Source organism: Azospirillum sp. UFLA03-27 (genome assembly GCF_059803775.1).
Genome location: NZ_JAUQTX010000001.1, coordinates 19,343 through 35,971, shown reverse-complemented (window position 1 = coordinate 35,971; position 16,629 = coordinate 19,343). Strand labels below are relative to the sequence as shown.

Here is a 16,629-nt window from a genome sequence, read left to right as displayed (position 1 = left end):
GCGCCCATGACCGCCGACCTCAGCGCCCGGATCGGGGCCTGCCGCTCGGCTCTGGCCGCCGCACCGGGCGATTCCGCGGCGCTGGCCGGGCTGTTCGGTGCGCTCGACGCGCTGGGCGAGCCGGGCACGCCGGAGGAGGCGGTGGCCCGCTCCGCCTTCGGCGATGCGTTGCGGCGGCAGGGGCGGGCGGCGGAGGCCGAGGCGCACCACCGCGCCGCCCTGTCGTGGCTGCCGGATTTCGGCGGCAACCATTTCAACCTTGGCCTGACGCTCCAGGCGTTGGGCCGCACCGCGGAGGCGGTGGACGCCTATGGCGAGGCCGCGCGGCTGATGCCGCGCTTCGCCCCGGCCCCCTGCAACCAGGGTGTCCTGCTCCGTGCGTTGGGCCACCGCAAGGCGGCGGAGACGGCGTTGCGCCGGGCCGTGTCGCTCGACCCCGCTCTGGTTCCCGGTTGGCTCAACCTCGGCACGGTGGTGCAGGAGCGCGGTCAGCCGGAGGCCGCCGCCCATTGCTACCGCAACGCCTTGGCGCTTCGCCCCGATCTGGCTGAGGCCCATGCGAATCTTGGTTTGGTGGTGAAGGAGGCCGGGCACCTCGCGGACAGCCTGCCGTCTTTCGAACGTGCCTTGGCGCTCGGCCTGCCCGACGCGGGCGGCGTGCTCGCCCAACTCGTTCAGCAGATGCGGCATCTCTGCCGTTGGAACGGGCTGGCGGAGCGCTCCGCGCAACTGGCCGCTCTGGTGCGCGGCGGCGCGACGCGGCAGGTCCACCCCTGGATCTTCCTAGGCGAAGGCGCCGGCCCGGGGGCGGAGTTGGCCTGCGCCCGCCGCTACGCGGAGTGGCGGGCGCAGGGCATCGCCGCCATACCGATGCGCCGCGACGCCGGAGCACGCGGTCGCCTGCGCGTCGGCTATCTGTCCGCCGACTTTCACGAGCACGCCACCGCGGCCCTCATCGCTGAACTGATCGAGCGCCACGACCGGGAGCGGGTCGAGATCGTCGGCTGCAGCTATGGCCCGGACGACGGCGGACCGATGCGGCGCCGGCTGACTGCCGCTTTCGACCGCTTTGTGGACCTTGCCGCCTGTTCCCACGCCGACGCGGCGGCGCGCATCCGGGCGGACGGCGTGGACATCCTGGTTGACCTCAAGGGCTACACCCAGCACGCCCGGCCGGAGATCGCCGCCCATCGTCCCGCCCCCGTGCAGGCGCAATGGCTGGGCTATCCGGGAACGATGGGCGCCGGATTCATCGATTACGTGATCGGCGACCCTCTGGTCACGCCGTTCGATCACCAGCCCTTCTACGCGGAGCGGATCGTTCAGCTTCCGGCCTGCTACCAGCCCAACGACCGAAGGCGGCCGATCGGTCGGACTCCGTTGCGAGCGGCCTGCGGCCTGCCGGAGCGGGGCGTCGTCTTCTGCTGCTTCAACGCCGCCTACAAGATCACGCCGGCCCTGTTCGACCTGTGGTGCCGGCTGCTGCGCGCTGTGCCGGACAGCGTGCTGTGGCTGCTTGACAGCCATCCGGAGGCGAGCGCTAATCTGCGGCGGGAGGCGGTGCGCCGCGGCGTGGCGGCGGACCGGCTGGTCTTCGCGCCCCGGCGTCCCCCGGCGGAGCATCTGGCGCGCTACCGTCTGGCCGACCTGTTCCTGGACACCACGCCGGTCGGAGCCCATACCACGGCCAGCGACGCGCTGTGGGCCGGCCTTCCGATGCTGACGGTGGCGGGGGAAGGATTCGCGTCCCGTGTCGGGACGAGCCTGCTGCGTGCCGTCGGCCTGCCCGAGCTGGTCACCCGTTCGCTTGCTGATTATGAAGCCGCAGCCGTGCGATTGGCCGGCGATCCGGACGGCATCGCCCGGCTGAAGGCGCGTCTCATGGCAGAGAGGGAGCGTGCGCCGCTGTTCGACACCGACCGCTTGGCCCGTGCCCTGGAGCGTGCCTACGCGACCATGTGGGACATCCACATGGCCGGCAAGGCGCCGCGACCGTTTGCCGTCCGGGACGAGGATTAAGGGAAGGGGCAGCGGTCGGCGGTCACCTCCACGAAGGAGCGGGCGCCGGGGGCGAAGGTGAAACGGTACTCGGTGTTGTCGATCACCACCGTCTGGTGCAAGGGCAGAACGCCCTTGGCAACCGTCTCCTTGCCGCCCATCCCGGCGATCTTGATGGTCACCGGCTGTGACGGATCGAACCAGCTTTCGGCGTTGCCCTGTGCGTTGCGCGACGACTGGCCCTCGCCGCTGACCGTCACCGCGCCGTTGTTGAAGCTGGTGCTGCGGTTGCCCGACTTGAGGAGGGGGGTGGCCAGGGCGAAGCGCTTGGTTTCCGCCGGCTGGCAGTTGCGCACCGCCTGGACCTGAGCGATGACGAAGGCGAGGCGGTTGGGATCCATGCCGCCCTTCAAGCGCTCCGACACCAGGCCGGCCAGCCGGGCGAGATCGCCCGAGGGCACCTCGCGCTGGAGCCGGGCCTCCAACTCCGCCGCGCGGGCCTCCGCCGTTCGGGCGGCGTGCTGCATCTGGCTGGCGAGCAGTTCCAGTTCCGCCTTCTGGCGCGACAGGGTGGAGATCTCCTCCCGCAACGTCACGTCGCGGCCCTTCAACTGCTCGATGCCCATCTGGTAGGCGAACAGACCGACACCGAGGAGAACGGCGGCGAACAGACCGAACTTCGCGAACCCCGCCCAGAAGCGGCGGCGATAACGGCGTTCGTAGTCGTAGCGTCCCAAGGCCATGTGCAGCAAACCCGAGCGGAAGAGGAGGGTGCTATGGCTACCCAGATCGGCCGTCCGATGCAACCCCTTGACCTTGGCAGGAAAAGCCCTTTCAGGTCAGTTGCTGGTTCCGGACGGGCCGAGGAACCCGGCGCTGATGCCCGGTGTGCGGAACTCGCCCACATTCTTGAACACGAAGCGGAAGAAGATGGTGTTTCCTTCCTCCTCGCCGTTCTGGATGGTGGTGTAGTCGCGCTGGGCGATGGTCTCGAAGATCAGGCATTCGTCCTGATAGCGCAGCACGGCGGCGCTGGAGCGCGGCCCCGCATCGGGGCGGAACGCCTGGGAATGGGACACGCTGGCCGACCAGTGTTGCGAGAACTGCGACGCCAGGGTGAGGCTGGCCTGTTCGACCTCGTTCCGTTCCACGACGTAGGGGTTTTCCGTCTGGTCGACGTAGGTGTAGGTGCTGTAGAGGCGCAGCAGGGGCACGCCGGCCGATGCGTTGACCGAATGGCGGCGCGGCTTCAGCGTGTCGTGGTCGATGCGGAAGCCGTAGTTCAGGTCCAGCCAGTCGGCCGGACGCAGGTCGAGGCGACCGACGTAGTCCGACGACTTCTTGTCGAGCCCCGAACCGCCGCGGAAGTTCTCGGTGTCGTCGGCACGGAAGCTCTGGCCGACGAACAGGCTCGCCGAGCCCGTCTTGTAGCCCTGGAACGTCGTGCGCAGGCCATAGGTGGCGCGGAGGCCGCCGTCCAGACGATCGATGCCCGTGAAGCGGTTGGGCATCAGCAGGTTGACCTCGTCGAACTCGACGTCGAGGCTGTCCTCGTTCGGGAAAGCAGGATCGTTGTCGACGTTCGGTGAGGCGCTGATCTGCCCGATGGGCTCGATGGTCTGGAAGTTGCTCTCGCCGTAGCGGACGAAGGGGTAACGGACCGTCGTCGTGGCCTGCGGGAAGAAGCGCAGGCGCTGCACGCTGTCGTTGCCGGTTCCGCCGGCCGGATCGTTCGGATCGAACCGCTGGGCGGTGTAGCCGGCCAGCAGGACGCTGCCTTCGACCGTGGTGATGAAACCCAGGTTGGAATAGATGTCGCGCTGCCAGCCGGGCTGTACGGCCAACCGCTGGGTGTCGGGACCGCCGCTGCCCGGCCGGGCGATCGCCAGAAGGCTGCTGTCCAGCGACCAGCGCCCGCCCATCAGGCTGCCCGGTTCGCCCAGCGCGTTGTAGCGCGCCTCGGGAAGCACGTACGGTTCCTGCACCGGGTTGCCCCAACGCAGATCCTGGAAGCCGTAGGCGTTGACCGCGGCGTAGTTGCGGCCGTTGAAGCCTTCGACAAAGGCCCGGCTGGTCAGCACCTCGTCACGGATGTTGAAGTAGCGGCGCAGATACAGCTCGTCGCTGGCCCGCTTCAGGTTGAAGCCCCAGCGCCATGTCTCGTCGATGTCGAAGAGTCCACTGGCGAAGGCATGGCCGCGCCACCGCCGGTCGTCGGCGCCCTTCAGCGTGCCGTTGGGAATCTCACCCTGGGTTCCCGACACGTCGAGCTGCAACCGTCCGTTCTCGAAGCGCTTGCGGTACTGGCCGCCCAGGAACAGGCCCTGTTCGGAATAGCCGCCGACGTCGAAGGTCGCATCCTGATCCGGCGCGATGTCCCAGTAGTAGTGGGCGATGGCGCCGAAGCCGAGATTGGAGTTGTTGCGAAAGCTCGGCGTCAGGAAGCCGGAGCGCCGGTCCACCGTCGGGTCTGGGTGGGAGAGATAAGGGGTGTAGAAGAACGGGACGCCGAACATCTCCATGAAGGCGTCGCGGTAGCGGACTTCGTGATCCTCGTTGTCCTGGACCACGCGGGCGGCACGGATCTGCCAGACCGGGGCGCGGGTCGGATCGGTCTTGCAGAGTTCGCAGGGGCTGTAGACCGCCCTGTTCAGGCGGATCAGCCGCCCGCCGCGCCGCTCGCCCTCGTTGCCGGCCATGCGGCTGTTGTCGGTCATCAGCACGCGGACGTTCTCGACGAACGCGTCGCGCATGTCGTCGGTCAGTTCCGCGTAATTGGAGAACAGGATGTCGCCCGACGGCTCGACCAGGCGCACGTTGCCGGAAGCGATGACCACCTTGGTCTTCTGGTTGTAGGTGATCGTGTCGGCGTGGACGGTCCGCGGGCCCTGCGACAGCTCGACGTTTCCCGACGCCGTCACGAGGCTGTTCGCCTCGTCGAAGGTGACCGTGTCCGCACCCAGAAGGACCGGTGGGTCCTGCGGCTTGCCGTTGGACGCTTCCGCAGCCGGACCTGACGCCGGAACGACGACCTCGAGCCGTCCTCCCTGGTCCGCCCCGACCGGCGGGGCGCCGTTCGCCTGCGGCGTCGGAGCGGGAGGCTGCTGGGCGTCGGCCAGATCGGCCAGGACGATGCCGCAGGCGGCCATCAGGGCGACGATGCCGGATCGCAGGACCAGCGACCGGCGGTCCAACGGGCGATGCATCTTCGGGCTGGTGGCGCGGGCGCGCCGGGCATGTCGGGACGGGAGCTGGGACATGCCGAACGTTTGAGGTAACCAACCGGCCAAGTCAACGGTTTCGCGGCGCGTCTCGCGAATTGTCCAACGTCTGTTGCCGTAAGGCGGAGTCATGAAAAAGGGGACCGTCCGCGACAGGCGGATGTCCCCTTTTTTTCTGCCCGTTCCGCGCCTCTGAGAGGCGGTTTCCGCACCCGTCGAACGCCTAGGCGAAGGCCTTGTAGGCGATGAGGGTGAAGGTGTCGCGCACCCCGGTCAGGGTCTGGATGTTTTCGGTCACGAATCGGCCGATGTCCAGATCCTGGGGCAGGTAGCACTTCATCAGCAGATCGTACTGGCCGGAGATGGAGTGCACCTCCGACACCTGCTCGATGTCCTGAACGGCCTGGTCGGCCACCTGATAGGCTTTGCCCAGCTCGCACTTGACCATGACGAAGATGGTCTGCATGGCGCTCAGCCCTCCTGCGAGGATTGCTCGGTGGACTCGACCGGGGCCGGGCGCCGGGCGGAGCGCAGCATGAAGGCCGGCATGTGGTCGCCGAAGCCGATCACCGGTGTGTCGTCCTCATCCTCGTCGCGGCGGCGGCGGCGGTCGCGGTCACGATCGCGGCGCGGCTCCTGGCGGCGGCTCTCGGCTGCGGCCAGCGATTCGCGCGGCTGGCGGTCCTCACGGGGCTGCCGGTCCTCGCGCACCCGTTCCTCACGCACCGGGCGCTCGTCGCGGATGGGCCGCTCCTCACGCGGTTGCCGCTCCTCGCGGGGCGCCCGCTCTTGGGGCGCCCGTTCCTCGCGGTCGGGGCGTTCGGCACGCGGCGCGCGGTCGCCGCGCTCCTTGTCCTTGCCTCGGCCACGGCTGCGGCCACGGCGCGCCTCGTCCTCGCTGAGGAACTCGGCCGACTCGAGGCCGTCAATGGCGATCAACGGAATCTCCCGCTTGATGAGACGGCCGATGGCCGAAACCTGCTTGCCGTCCAGCGGGCTGGCCAGCGTGAAGGCGCGGCCCGAGCGGCCCGCCCGGCCGGTGCGTCCGATGCGGTGGACATAGTCTTCCGCGCTGATCGGCACGTCGAAGTTGAAGACGTGGCTGAGGCCCTGCACGTCCAGGCCGCGCGCCGCCACGTCGGAACAGACGAGCAGCGTGATCTCGCCCTTCTTGAAGGCGTCCAGCGTCTCCATCCGCTTCGACTGCACCATGTCGCCGTGGAGCGCGCCGGCATTGAAGCCGTGGCTCTCCAGCGACTTCTGCAGGATGGCGACGTCGCGCTTGCGGTTGCAGAAGATGAAGGCGTTCTTGACGTCCTCGGTGCGCAGAAGGTGACGCAGCGCCTTGCGCTTGTCCTCCTCGTGCACCAGGACCATGGCCTGGGTCACCGTCTCCGACGGCGAGGCCGGCGGGGCGACGGTCACTTCCTTCGGGTTCGACAGGAAGGCGTCGGCAAGGCGGCGGATTTCCGGCGGCATGGTGGCGGAGAAGAACAGCGTCTGGCGCAGCTTGGGCAGCTTGCTGACGATCCGCTCGATGTCCGGGATGAAGCCCATGTCGAGCATCCGGTCCGCTTCGTCGATGACGAAGACCTTGATGTCGTTGAGCATGATGTTGCCGCGCTCGAACAGGTCGATCAGACGGCCCGGCGTCGCGATCAGCACGTCCACACCGCGGTCCAGCCGCTTCACCTGTTCGGTGAAGGTCTCGCCGCCAATCAGGAGCGCCATGCTGAGCTTGTGGTGCTTGCCGTAGGTCTCGAAGCTTTCGGCGACCTGCGCCGCCAGCTCCCGGGTCGGCTCGAGGATGAGCGACCGCGGCATGCGAGCACGCGCCCGGCCCGACGCCAGGATGCTGATCATCGGCAAGGTGAAGCTGGCCGTCTTCCCGGTGCCGGTTTGCGCGCAGCCGAGCACGTCGCGGCCTTGCAGGACCCAGGGAATGGCCTGTTCCTGAATTGGCGTCGGCTGGGTGTAACCCTTGTCCTCGATTGCCCGCAGGACGTCAGGTCCAAGCCCAAGTTCCGAAAAGAGCATCCAACCTGTTTCTGTCTGGAGTGCGAAAATCGTGCCGATACGGCCCGACGAGTAGATGGTGCGGCAGAATATGAAGTCAAAGGGCGCTGTCAATAGACCTTGTGATGAAATCGCGCATCGCGCGGGTCCGGAAGGGCCGCTTGGCGTTCCGCGTCCGCTCGGCTAGGCTGTGAAAAAACCGCGGAAACCGCGGAAATCCGGGGTCCAGATTGGTCGAAGGGCGGGTTTCAGCCGATTCTTCCGCCCTGACCGGACAAAGAAAAAAGGCAGCCATCCGATGCTACTGTCCTCCGAACGTTCCGTCCTGGTGGTGGTCGATATCCAGGAAAAACTGATGCCGGCCATCGCCGAGTCCGAGCGTGTCGAGCGCAACGCCGCCACGTTGCTGAAGGGTGCGGCGCTGCTCGGCGTGCCGGCCTTCGCCACCGAACAGTACCCCAGGGGCCTCGGCCCGACCGCCGCCTCCCTGCGTGCCCTGCTGCCGCCGGACGGGGTGGTGGAGAAAATCGCCTTCTCCGCCGCGCGGGAGCCGGCCTTTCTGGAGCGGCTGGAGCGGATCGGCCGCCGGCAGATCGTGCTGGCAGGGTCCGAGGCCCACGTCTGTGTCATGCAGACGGCGCTGTCGCTGGTCGAATTGGGGTTCGAGGTGGTGCTGGTGGCCGACGCCGTGTCGTCGCGCACACCCGCCAACGCGGAGCTTGGCATCGCCCGCATGCGCGCCGCCGGGGCGACCATTGTCAGCACGGAAATGGTTCTGTTCGAGTGGATGGAGCGGTCGGACATCCCGGCCTTCAAGGCGGTGCTCGACCTGATCCGCTGATCGGATGAAACAAAGTCAGAGCGAGAAAGCAAGAGGGATGAGCGACCGGATTCCCCTGATTCTGCTGCCCGGCATGCCGCTGGACGCCGCGCTGTGGGAGCACCAGACCGGCCATCTGGCCGATGTGGCGGAGACGGCCGTCGGCGACCTGACCGGCCAGGACTCCATGGCCGCCCTTGCCGCCGCGGTGCTGGCGCAGGCGCCGGCGCGATTCGCGCTCGCCGGCTTGTCGATGGGCGGTTACGTCGCCTTCGAGATTCTGCGGCAGGCGCCGGAGCGGGTGGTGAAACTCGCCCTGCTCGACACCAGCGCTCGCCCGGACACGCCGGAACAGACGGCCACGCGCCAGGATGCCGTTCGTCTGGTGGGGCAGGGGCGGCTGCGGCAGGTGGTGGCTGCCGGCATGCCACGCCTGGTTCATCCCGACCGCAGCGCGGACCCCGCCCTGGTCGACTCGGTGCAGGCCCAGGCCCAGCGGGTCGGGGCGGACGGCTACGTCCGCCAGCAGACCGCCATCATGAACCGCCCGGACAGCCGGCCCGGCATGGCGGCCATCGTCTGTCCGACTCTGGTGCTGTGCGGGCGGCAGGACGCCATCACGCCCCCCGCGCTGCACGAGGAGATCGCCGAGGGCATTCCCGGCGCCCGCCTCGCCCTGATCGAGGATTGCGGTCATCTGTCGGCCATGGAACAGCCGCAGGCGGTCACCGCCCTGCTGCGCCAGTGGCTTCTCTACGCCTGAGCGGCTCCCCGCCTCAGCAGTCAGGACCCCCGCTGCAACCGTCCAGGTCGGCGCGGCGGGCGGGAAAAAGGGCGAAGGTCATGTCGCTGATCAGCGACCGGAAGTCCGGGTCGTTCGGCCCTTGGGGCCGATCAAGCCAGCCGGTGGCCGAGGACAGGGCTCCGCCGCCCCGGCAGAAGGCGCCCTGGACGACGATGGGGCCGCCGGGCGGGCTGGTGCGCAGGGGCTGGCCGCTGCACAGGTACGAATTCAGGGTGGTCTCGGCGGGGTTGAAGGCCAGAACGACCCGATAGTCGGGCCGCGCCGTCTGGTTGGGTGTCGTGGTGAAGTTGGTGCGCACGCCGGAGATGCGGTTCTGCATGTTGGCGGTCACCAGCGGCCCGAAGGTCTGCGGGTCCATGCCGAAGGGATTGCCGTGGATCACCACGCGCAGGTCACGATTGGAGGCCGCGTAGGACACCTCGCTCAGCGTGTAGGCGGGAACGGGCAGGTCGGCCACCACGCGTTCGTTGGTGCAGGCCGCCGCCATCGCGCAGAGGGCAAGAAGGCTGGCACGGGAGAGGAGGGTCATGGCTCGCCTGGGCTGCTGATTGGACCGGGGCAATCAATCATGGGACGCTACCCCGGCACCGGCAAGCCCGCGCTTCCGGAAGAGCCGCCGCTCAGCCGACCGCGCGTCCCGGCGGCGCTCAAACTCACACGTCGATGTCGTCGACCCGGACGAACTTCGCGTTCTCCTGGATGAACTGGAAGCGCAGCTCCGGACGGCGTCCCATCAACTCCTCGACGCGGGTCTTGGTGGCCTTCACGTCCTCCGCCTGCTCGGGGTCGGCGCTGTTCGGCACGACGACGCGCAGCAGAGTCCGCTTGGCCGGGTCCATGGTCGTCTCGCGGAGCTGGGCCGGCATCATCTCACCCAAGCCCTTGAACCGGCTGATCTCCACCTTCTTGCCCTTGAAGGTCTTGTTCATGAGTTGGTCCTTGTGCGCGTCGTCGCGGGCGTAGACCGACTTGGCGCCGTGGCTGATGCGGTAGAGCGGCGGCAGGGCAAGGTACAGGTGCCCGTTCTGGATCAGGCCGCCCATCTCCCGGTAGAAGAAGGTCATCAGCAGCGACGCGATGTGCGCGCCGTCCACGTCGGCATCGGTCATGATGATGACCCGCTCGTAGCGCAGCTTGTCGCTGGAGAAATCCTTGCCCACCCCGCAGCCGAGCGCCTGGGTGAGGTCGTTCAGCTCCTGGTTCGCCTTCATCTTGTCGGAGGAGGCCGAGGCGACGTTCAGGATCTTGCCGCGCAGCGGCAGGATGGCCTGTGTTTCGCGGTTGCGCGCCTGCTTGGCGGAGCCGCCCGCCGAATCGCCCTCGACCAGGAAGATCTCCGTCCCCTCCGGCGAGTTGCGGGAGCAGTCGGCCAGTTTGCCGGGCAGACGCAGGCGCCGGGTCGCGGACTTCCGTCCCAACTCCTTGGACTGCTTGCGCTTGGCGCGCTCCTCCGCCTTCTCGATCAGCCGTTCCAGAAGGGCCTTGGAGGAGGACGGGTCGCCCGATAGCCAGTGGTCGAAGTGATCCTTGATCGCCGCCTCGACCAGCCGGTGGGCTTCCGCCGTCACCAGCTTCTCCTTGGTCTGGCCCTGGAAATGCGGCTCGCGGATGAACACCGACAGCAGGATGCAGGCGTCGCCCATCACGTCGTCCGCGGTGACCTGGGCGGCGCGCTTGTTGCTGGTCAGCTCGCCATAGCCTTTCAGGCCGCGGGTCAGCGCGGCGCGCAGGCCGGCCTCGTGCGTGCCGCCCTGCGGGGTGGGCACCGTGTTGCAGTAGGTGTGCGAGAAGCCCTCGTCATCCTCCGGCCAGGCGATGGCCCATTCCACGCGCCCCTGCTGGTTCGGGAAGTCCAGCGCGCCCGAGAAGGGCAGGCGGGTCAGCGTCCGGCGTTCCTTCAGGGCGGCGTTCAGGTAGTCGAGCAGGCCGCCGGGGAAATGCAGCGTCTCCTGCGCCGGAGTGGTGCTGTCGGGCGACAGCAGCGACGGGTCACAGCTCCAGCGGATCTCCACGCCCCGGTACAGGTAGGCCTTGGAGCGCGCCAGCCGGTAAAGCCGGTGCGGCTCGAAATGGGCGGCCTCGCCGAAGATCTCGGGGTCGGCGTGGAAGCGGATGGTCGTGCCGCGGCGATTGGCCGCGCCCTGGCGGGCCAACGGCCCCTGGGGCAGGCCGCGGCTGTAATGCTGCACGTAGAGCTGGCGGTCGCGCGCCACCTCGACCGCCAGCCGGTCAGACAGGGCGTTGACCACCGACAGGCCGACGCCGTGCAGGCCGCCTGAGGTCTGGTAGACCTTGTTGGAGAATTTACCGCCCGAGTGCAGGGTGGTGAGGATGACCTCCAGCGCCGACTTGCCGGGGTATTTGGGGTGGTCGTCGATCGGGATGCCGCGCCCGTTGTCGCGCACCACCACTGTGCCGTCGACGGTCAGCTCCAGGTCGATGCGGCTGGCGTGGCCGGCCACCGCCTCGTCCATGGCGTTGTCCAGAACCTCGGCCACCAGATGGTGCAGCGCCCGGTCGTCGGTGCCGCCGATGTACATGCCGGGGCGCCGGCGGACGGGCTCAAGCCCCTCCAGAACCTCGATATCCTGGGCGGAATAGGTCTCGGCCTTGCGCGCCGTGTTCTCGAAAAGATCGCTCATGGCCCCAGTTATAGGAATTTCGTCAGGGCTGCGCAAGCGCATGCGGTGGCTCCTATATACTCCTCGCACCATATTTTGTGATGCGCTTTTTCGACCCCAGAACGAACCAGGGCGGAGTCACGATGAGCGACGGCACTCCCACCGATCAAAACCAAGCCCAACCTGACATGGAGGGCGGACCGGCACTGCGCACCATCGCCATGCCGGCGGACACCAACCCCAACGGCGACATCTTCGGCGGCTGGCTGCTGTCCCAGATGGATCTGGCCGGCGGCGTCGCCGCACTGCGCCGGGCGGGCGGTCGCGTGGCGACGGTGGGGATCGAGGCGATGACCTTCCACAAGCCGGTCTATGTCGGCGACGAGGTGAGCTGCTTCGCCCATGTGATCAAGGTGGGCCGCACCTCCATCCGCGTGCGCGTCGAGACCTGGGTGCGCCGCCAGCGCAGCGCCGGGGAGGCGATCAAGGTGACGGAGGGCGTCTTCACCTACGTCGCCATCGGCGAGGACCGCCGCCCGCGCGAGGTTCCGCCGGAATGACGCGGAATCCGCCTTCTTTCGAAGGTTGCGCACTGTGCCTCTCTCTTTTGAGGGTGTAGGGCGCCTATTACTCGGCGGCGCAAAGAGCATGGCGCGGTGAATTCTTTCGGATTGCTTCTTTTCCGTTTGACCGAAGGAATCGCGTATGATTCCATCATACCGCCATGACCATGCTCCAGAACCTCACCGACTCGCTGAAACGCGCCGCGAAAAGCGCCCTTCGCCAGGCCATCGGGCCGGCCATCGGCTCCTGCGTCGTCGCCTACTTCGTCTACTACGCCGTCCAGGGGGACCGCGGGCTGCTCGCCATGAACCACCTGAAGGCGGAGATCGCCACGGCGGAATCCGTCCTGGATCAGGTGAAGGCCGAGCGCGAGCGAATGGACCGCCGCGCGCAACTGATGCGCAGCGACCACCTGGACCGCGACATGCTGGACGAGCGTGCGCGCACGATGTTGAACCTTTCAGGCCCCCGCGACGTCATAATCGCACTCCCTCCGGCGCAGGTCGAAGGTGATGCTAGCGCTGAGAAGTAGGTCATATCAGTGAATTAACCGAAAGCCGGTTAACGCCGAATTTCGCGTTTAAAAACAGATATTTGCGTCTCGTGCGCTTGTCGTGTACTGTGCGCCCCGCATCCGCTTCCGGTGCGAGGGGGATGCACCCTCATAAGTGGGATGTACCCTCGCAACGTGCTGCAGCCCTGGCTGTTCGCTTGCCGTCGCTGCATAAACCCTGGGGAGGAAACATGGCCGCGTCACGACGCCGTCCGAAGGCGCAGACTGACTCCGCTTCGAAGCAGGCCGCTTCGACCGAGGACCTGATCAAGTACTATCGCGAGATGCTTCTGATCCGCCGCTTCGAGGAGAAGGCGGGCCAGCTCTACGGCATGGGCCTCATCGGCGGTTTCTGCCACCTCTACATCGGCCAGGAAGCCGTCGTGGTCGGCATCCAGGCCGCGCTGAAGGACAACGACGACGTCATCACCAGCTACCGTGACCATGGCCACATGCTGGCCTGCGGCATGGACCCCAAGGGCGTGATGGCCGAGCTGACCGGCCGCCGTGGAGGCTACTCCAAGGGCAAGGGCGGCTCGATGCACATGTTCAGCCGCGAGAAGAACTTCTATGGCGGCCACGGCATCGTCGGCGCGCAGGTCCCGCTGGGCACCGGTCTCGCCTTCTCGCACAAGTACAACAAGGATGACGGCCTGTCCGCGGTCTATTGCGGCGACGGCGCCATCAACCAGGGTCAGGTTTACGAGAGCTTCAACATGGCGGCGCTGTGGAAGCTGCCGGTGCTCTACGTGATCGAGAACAACAAGTACGCCATGGGCACCTCGCAGGAGCGCGCCTCGGCGGGCGAACTGCACCAGCGCGGCGCGGCCTACGGCATTCCCGGCCATCAGGTCAACGGCATGGACGTCCTCGAGGTCCGCGAGGCCGCCGACAAGTGGGTGGAGTACATCCGCGCCGGCAACGGCCCGGTCATCCTCGAGATGAAGACCTACCGCTACCGCGGCCACTCGATGTCCGACCCGGCCAAGTACCGGACCAAGGAGGAGGTCGAGAAGATGCGGAGCGAGTCCGATCCGATCGACAACCTGAAGCGCGTCCTGCTGGAAGGCGCTTACGTGACCGAGGACCAGCTCAAGGAAATCGACCGCGAGGTCAAGGCCGTGGTGACCGAGGCTGCCGAATTCGCGCAGCAGAGCCCCGAGCCCGATCCGGCGGAGCTGTGGACGGACGTCCTGGTCGAAGCCTGACGACAACGATAAGCAGGAGCGGCGCCGAGGGCCGGAGGCTTCGCCTCCCGGTGAACCCGCGCCGCCGGAGGTTGAGGAATGCCGATCGAAGTGCTGATGCCGGCGCTGTCGCCCACCATGACCGAGGGCAAGCTGGCGAAATGGGTCAAAAAAGAAGGTGACGAGGTCAAGTCCGGCGACGTGCTCGCCGAGATCGAGACCGACAAGGCGACCATGGAGGTCGAGGCGGTCGACGAAGGCCGCATCGGCAAAATCCTGGTCGCCGAGGGCACCGAGAACGTCGCCGTGAACACCCCCATCGCCGTGATCCTCGGCGAGGGCGAGAGCGTCACCGACGCCGTGTCCGGCTCCCCGACGCCGGCCCCGAAGGTCGCCGCCGAGCCGGTGGTGAAGGATACGGGCGCGCATGCCCCAGCCACCCTGCCGGTCGGTCCGGCCAGCGGCCCGGCCGCCGCGCCGCCGGCTTCGGACGAGGACAAGTTCTTCGACAAGACGGTGAAGAAGACCGTTCGCGAAGCGCTGCGCGACGCCATGGCCGAAGAGATGCGCCGCGACCCGACCGTCTTCCTGATGGGCGAGGAAGTCGCGCAGTACCAGGGCGCCTACAAGGTGTCGCAGGGCCTGCTCCAGGAGTTCGGCGCCGACCGCGTCATCGACACGCCGATCACCGAGATCGGCTTCGCCGGCCTGGGCGTCGGCGCGGCCTTCCGCGGCCTGCGCCCGATCGTCGAGTTCATGACCTTCAACTTCGCGATGCAGGCGATCGACCACATCGTGAACTCGGCGGCCAAGACGCTGTACATGTCCGGCGGCCAGATGGGCTGCCCGATCGTGTTCCGCGGCCCGAACGGCGCCGCCGCCCGTGTCGCCGCGCAGCACAGCCAGGACTTCACCCCCTGGTACGCCAGCGTGCCCGGCCTGAAGGTCGTCGCCCCCTACAGCGCGTCGGACTTCAAGGGCCTGATGAAGTCGGCGATCCGCGATCCGAACCCGGTCATCTTCCTCGAGAACGAGATCCTCTACGGCCAGTCCTTCGAGGTGCCGGAGAGCGAGGACTTCATCGTTCCGATCGGCCGCGCCAAGATCCGCCGCGCCGGCACGGACGTGACGATCACCGCCCACTCGCTGATGGTCAGCTACGCGCTCGCCGCCGCCGACCTCCTGGAGAAGGACGGGATCAGCGCCGAGGTCATCGACCTGCGCACGATTCGTCCGCTCGACACCAAGACCATCGTCAACTCGGTCAAGAAGACCAACCGCCTCATCACCGTCGAGGAGGCTTGGCCGACCTGCGGCATCGGCGCCGAGCTGTCGGCCCTGATGATGGAGCAGGCCTTCGACTATCTGGACGCCCCGGTGATCCGCGTGACCGGCCTCGACGTGCCGATGCCCTACGCGGCGAACCTGGAAAAGCTCGTCCTTCCTTCGCCCGACCGCATCGCGGAAGCGGCGAAGAAGGCCTGCTACCGCAAGTAAGGAGGGCGAGCGAATGACCATCCAGATTCTCATGCCCGCCCTCTCTCCGACCATGACCGAGGGCAACCTCGCCAAGTGGCTGAAGAAGGAAGGCGACGCGGTGAAGTCCGGCGACGTGATCGCCGAGATCGAAACCGACAAGGCCACCATGGAAGTCGAGGCGGCCGACGAAGGCCGTCTCGGCAAGATCCTCGTGCAGGCCGGCACGCAGGGCGTCGCGGTGAACACCCCGATCGCCGTGCTGCTGGAAGAGGGTGAGGACGACAGCGCGCTCGCCAAGGCCGCCGCTCCAGCTCCGGCCGCTGCGCCTGCCGCTGCTCCGGCCCCGGCGGCTTCCGCTTCGGCGGCTCCGGCTCCGCAGGCCGCGGCCGCTCCGGCTCCCGCCGCCCAGAGCGGTAGCCGCGTGTTCGCCAGCCCGCTGGCCCGCCGTCTGGCCGAGCAGGCCGGTCTCGACCTGAAGGCCGTCAAGGGCTCCGGCCCGAACGGCCGCATCGTCAAGGCTGACATCGAGGCCGCCAAGGCCGGCGGCACCGCCAAGGCTGCCGCTCCGCAGGCCGCCGCCCAGGCTCCCGCCGCCGCCCCGGCGGCTGCTCCGGCCGCCGCCGCTGCGGCCCCGAAGGCCGCGGGCATCGACGCCAAGGACCTCTCGGACAAGCTGGGCATGCGCTACAAGGCGCAGCCGAACAGCTCCATGCGCAAGACGATCTCCCGTCGTCTGACCGAGGTGCAGCAGACGGTGCCGGATTACTTCCTGGCCATCGACTGCGAGCTGGACGCGCTGCTGAAGGTCCGCGCCGACCTGAACGCCCGCTCCAAGGACTACAAGCTGTCGGTCAACGACTTCATCATCCGCGCCGCCGCGCTGACGCTGAAGAAGTTCCCGAACATCAACGCCGCTTGGTCGGAGGAGGCCATCCTCCGTTACGACCACGTCGACATCTCGGTCGCCGTGGCCACCCCGACCGGCCTGATCACGCCCATCGTCAAGAAGGCGGAGACCAAGGGCCTGGCCGAAATCTCCAACGAGATGAAGGGTCTGGCGGAGCGCGCCCGCGACGGCAAGCTGAAGCCGGAAGAGTACCAGGGGGGCACCTTCTCGATCTCCAATCTCGGCATGTACGGCATCCGGGAGTTCGCGGCGATCATCAACCCGCCGCAGGCCTGCATCATGGCGGTCGGCGCCGGTGAGCAGCGTCCGGTCGTGAAGAACGGCGCGCTCGCCATCGCCACTGTGATGACCGTCTCGGTCACCGTGGACCACCGCGTCGCCGACGGCGCGCAGGGTGCGGAATTCCTCGCGGCTTTCAAGAAGCTGATCGAGGACCCGCTGAGCATGCTGCTGTAAGG

At 67.7% G+C, this 16,629-nt stretch carries 14 protein-coding genes; 8 read left to right on the top strand and 6 right to left on the bottom strand.

Annotated features, from left to right (window positions below; all coding sequences use genetic code 11):
* The first annotated feature begins 6 nt into the window (after positions 1-6).
* Entirely contained in the window at positions 7-2,019 is a 2,013-nt protein-coding gene (locus tag Q4I23_RS00160; protein WP_498524934.1) for an O-linked N-acetylglucosamine transferase, SPINDLY family protein, read from the top strand.
* Here the strand turns inward: Q4I23_RS00160 and Q4I23_RS00155 are convergent.
* From Q4I23_RS00155 to Q4I23_RS00140, 4 genes are all read right to left on the bottom strand, one after another.
* On the bottom strand, positions 2,016-2,741 hold the full coding sequence (locus Q4I23_RS00155; protein WP_454016719.1) for a hypothetical protein: 726 nt from the start codon (positions 2,739-2,741) through the stop codon (positions 2,016-2,018). The two genes, Q4I23_RS00160 and Q4I23_RS00155, sit on opposite strands and share 4 nt — an antisense overlap.
* Before the next feature lie 96 nt (positions 2,742-2,837).
* Positions 2,838-5,258, bottom strand: coding sequence for an LPS-assembly protein LptD (locus Q4I23_RS00150; protein WP_498524933.1), 2,421 nt, complete (start codon positions 5,256-5,258; stop codon positions 2,838-2,840).
* 184 nt (positions 5,259-5,442) lie between these two features.
* The gene (locus tag Q4I23_RS00145; RefSeq protein WP_014198771.1) at positions 5,443-5,685 is read right to left on the bottom strand and encodes an Lrp/AsnC ligand binding domain-containing protein; all 243 of its coding nucleotides are present in this window, start codon (positions 5,683-5,685) and stop codon (positions 5,443-5,445) included.
* 5 nt (positions 5,686-5,690) lie between these two features.
* The gene (locus tag Q4I23_RS00140) at positions 5,691-7,256 is read right to left on the bottom strand and encodes a DEAD/DEAH box helicase (protein ID WP_498524932.1); all 1,566 of its coding nucleotides are present in this window, start codon (positions 7,254-7,256) and stop codon (positions 5,691-5,693) included.
* 277 nt (positions 7,257-7,533) lie between these two features.
* Between Q4I23_RS00140 and Q4I23_RS00135 the strand changes: the two genes are divergently transcribed.
* Both Q4I23_RS00135 and Q4I23_RS00130 read left to right on the top strand, forming a co-directional pair.
* On the top strand, positions 7,534-8,076 hold the full coding sequence (locus Q4I23_RS00135) for a hydrolase (RefSeq protein ID WP_237906188.1): 543 nt from the start codon (positions 7,534-7,536) through the stop codon (positions 8,074-8,076).
* 37 nt (positions 8,077-8,113) lie between these two features.
* Positions 8,114-8,818, top strand: a complete 705-nt coding sequence (locus Q4I23_RS00130; RefSeq protein WP_498524931.1) for an alpha/beta fold hydrolase — start codon at positions 8,114-8,116, stop codon at positions 8,816-8,818.
* Positions 8,819-8,831: 13 nt separating this feature from the next.
* Here Q4I23_RS00130 and Q4I23_RS00125 read toward each other — a convergent pair whose 3' ends face one another.
* Both Q4I23_RS00125 and parE read right to left on the bottom strand, forming a co-directional pair.
* Positions 8,832-9,389: a hypothetical protein gene (locus Q4I23_RS00125; RefSeq protein ID WP_498524930.1), complete on the bottom strand. Its 558-nt coding sequence runs from the start codon at positions 9,387-9,389 to the stop codon at positions 8,832-8,834.
* A gap of 124 nt (positions 9,390-9,513) precedes the next feature.
* A complete protein-coding gene (gene parE / locus Q4I23_RS00120) occupies positions 9,514-11,502 on the bottom strand; it encodes a DNA topoisomerase IV subunit B (RefSeq protein ID WP_498524929.1) in 1,989 nt (662 codons plus the stop codon).
* Between the two features lie 122 nt (positions 11,503-11,624).
* On the opposite strand from parE, the gene Q4I23_RS00115 reads away from it, so the two are divergent.
* The 5 genes from Q4I23_RS00115 (at position 11,625) to Q4I23_RS00095 (ending at position 16,627) form a co-directional block, all read left to right on the top strand.
* Positions 11,625-12,041: an acyl-CoA thioesterase gene (locus tag Q4I23_RS00115; RefSeq protein ID WP_498524928.1), complete on the top strand. Its 417-nt coding sequence runs from the start codon at positions 11,625-11,627 to the stop codon at positions 12,039-12,041.
* Positions 12,042-12,205: 164 nt separating this feature from the next.
* Complete coding sequence (locus Q4I23_RS00110) at positions 12,206-12,577, top strand: FtsB family cell division protein (protein ID WP_014198780.1); 372 nt, start codon at positions 12,206-12,208, stop codon at positions 12,575-12,577.
* A 212-nt stretch (positions 12,578-12,789) separates the two neighbouring features.
* The gene (gene pdhA / locus Q4I23_RS00105; protein WP_014198781.1) at positions 12,790-13,806 is read left to right on the top strand and encodes a pyruvate dehydrogenase (acetyl-transferring) E1 component subunit alpha; all 1,017 of its coding nucleotides are present in this window, start codon (positions 12,790-12,792) and stop codon (positions 13,804-13,806) included.
* Between the two features lie 78 nt (positions 13,807-13,884).
* On the top strand, positions 13,885-15,282 hold the full coding sequence (locus Q4I23_RS00100; protein ID WP_498524927.1) for a pyruvate dehydrogenase complex E1 component subunit beta: 1,398 nt from the start codon (positions 13,885-13,887) through the stop codon (positions 15,280-15,282).
* 13 nt (positions 15,283-15,295) lie between these two features.
* Positions 15,296-16,627, top strand: coding sequence for a pyruvate dehydrogenase complex dihydrolipoamide acetyltransferase (locus Q4I23_RS00095; RefSeq protein WP_498524926.1), 1,332 nt, complete (start codon positions 15,296-15,298; stop codon positions 16,625-16,627).
* Positions 16,628-16,629 lie beyond the last annotated feature (2 nt).

Excerpts from the sequence above, each read along its gene's own strand:
- Q4I23_RS00160 (WP_498524934.1), top strand. The coding sequence starts at position 7 with ATGACCGCCGACCTCAGCGCCCGGATCGGGGCCTGCCGCTCGGCTCTG.
- Q4I23_RS00155 (WP_454016719.1), bottom strand. The coding sequence starts at position 2,741 with ATGGCCTTGGGACGCTACGACTACGAACGCCGTTATCGCCGCCGCTTC.
- Q4I23_RS00150 (WP_498524933.1), bottom strand. The coding sequence starts at position 5,258 with ATGTCCCAGCTCCCGTCCCGACATGCCCGGCGCGCCCGCGCCACCAGC.
- Q4I23_RS00145 (WP_014198771.1), bottom strand. The coding sequence starts at position 5,685 with ATGCAGACCATCTTCGTCATGGTCAAGTGCGAGCTGGGCAAAGCCTAT.
- Q4I23_RS00140 (WP_498524932.1), bottom strand. The coding sequence starts at position 7,256 with ATGCTCTTTTCGGAACTTGGGCTTGGACCTGACGTCCTGCGGGCAATC.
- Q4I23_RS00135 (WP_237906188.1), top strand. The coding sequence starts at position 7,534 with ATGCTACTGTCCTCCGAACGTTCCGTCCTGGTGGTGGTCGATATCCAG.
- Q4I23_RS00130 (WP_498524931.1), top strand. The coding sequence starts at position 8,114 with ATGAGCGACCGGATTCCCCTGATTCTGCTGCCCGGCATGCCGCTGGAC.
- Q4I23_RS00125 (WP_498524930.1), bottom strand. The coding sequence starts at position 9,389 with ATGACCCTCCTCTCCCGTGCCAGCCTTCTTGCCCTCTGCGCGATGGCG.
- parE (WP_498524929.1), bottom strand. The coding sequence starts at position 11,502 with ATGAGCGATCTTTTCGAGAACACGGCGCGCAAGGCCGAGACCTATTCC.
- Q4I23_RS00115 (WP_498524928.1), top strand. The coding sequence starts at position 11,625 with ATGAGCGACGGCACTCCCACCGATCAAAACCAAGCCCAACCTGACATG.
- Q4I23_RS00110 (WP_014198780.1), top strand. The coding sequence starts at position 12,206 with ATGACCATGCTCCAGAACCTCACCGACTCGCTGAAACGCGCCGCGAAA.
- pdhA (WP_014198781.1), top strand. The coding sequence starts at position 12,790 with ATGGCCGCGTCACGACGCCGTCCGAAGGCGCAGACTGACTCCGCTTCG.
- Q4I23_RS00100 (WP_498524927.1), top strand. The coding sequence starts at position 13,885 with ATGCCGATCGAAGTGCTGATGCCGGCGCTGTCGCCCACCATGACCGAG.
- Q4I23_RS00095 (WP_498524926.1), top strand. The coding sequence starts at position 15,296 with ATGACCATCCAGATTCTCATGCCCGCCCTCTCTCCGACCATGACCGAG.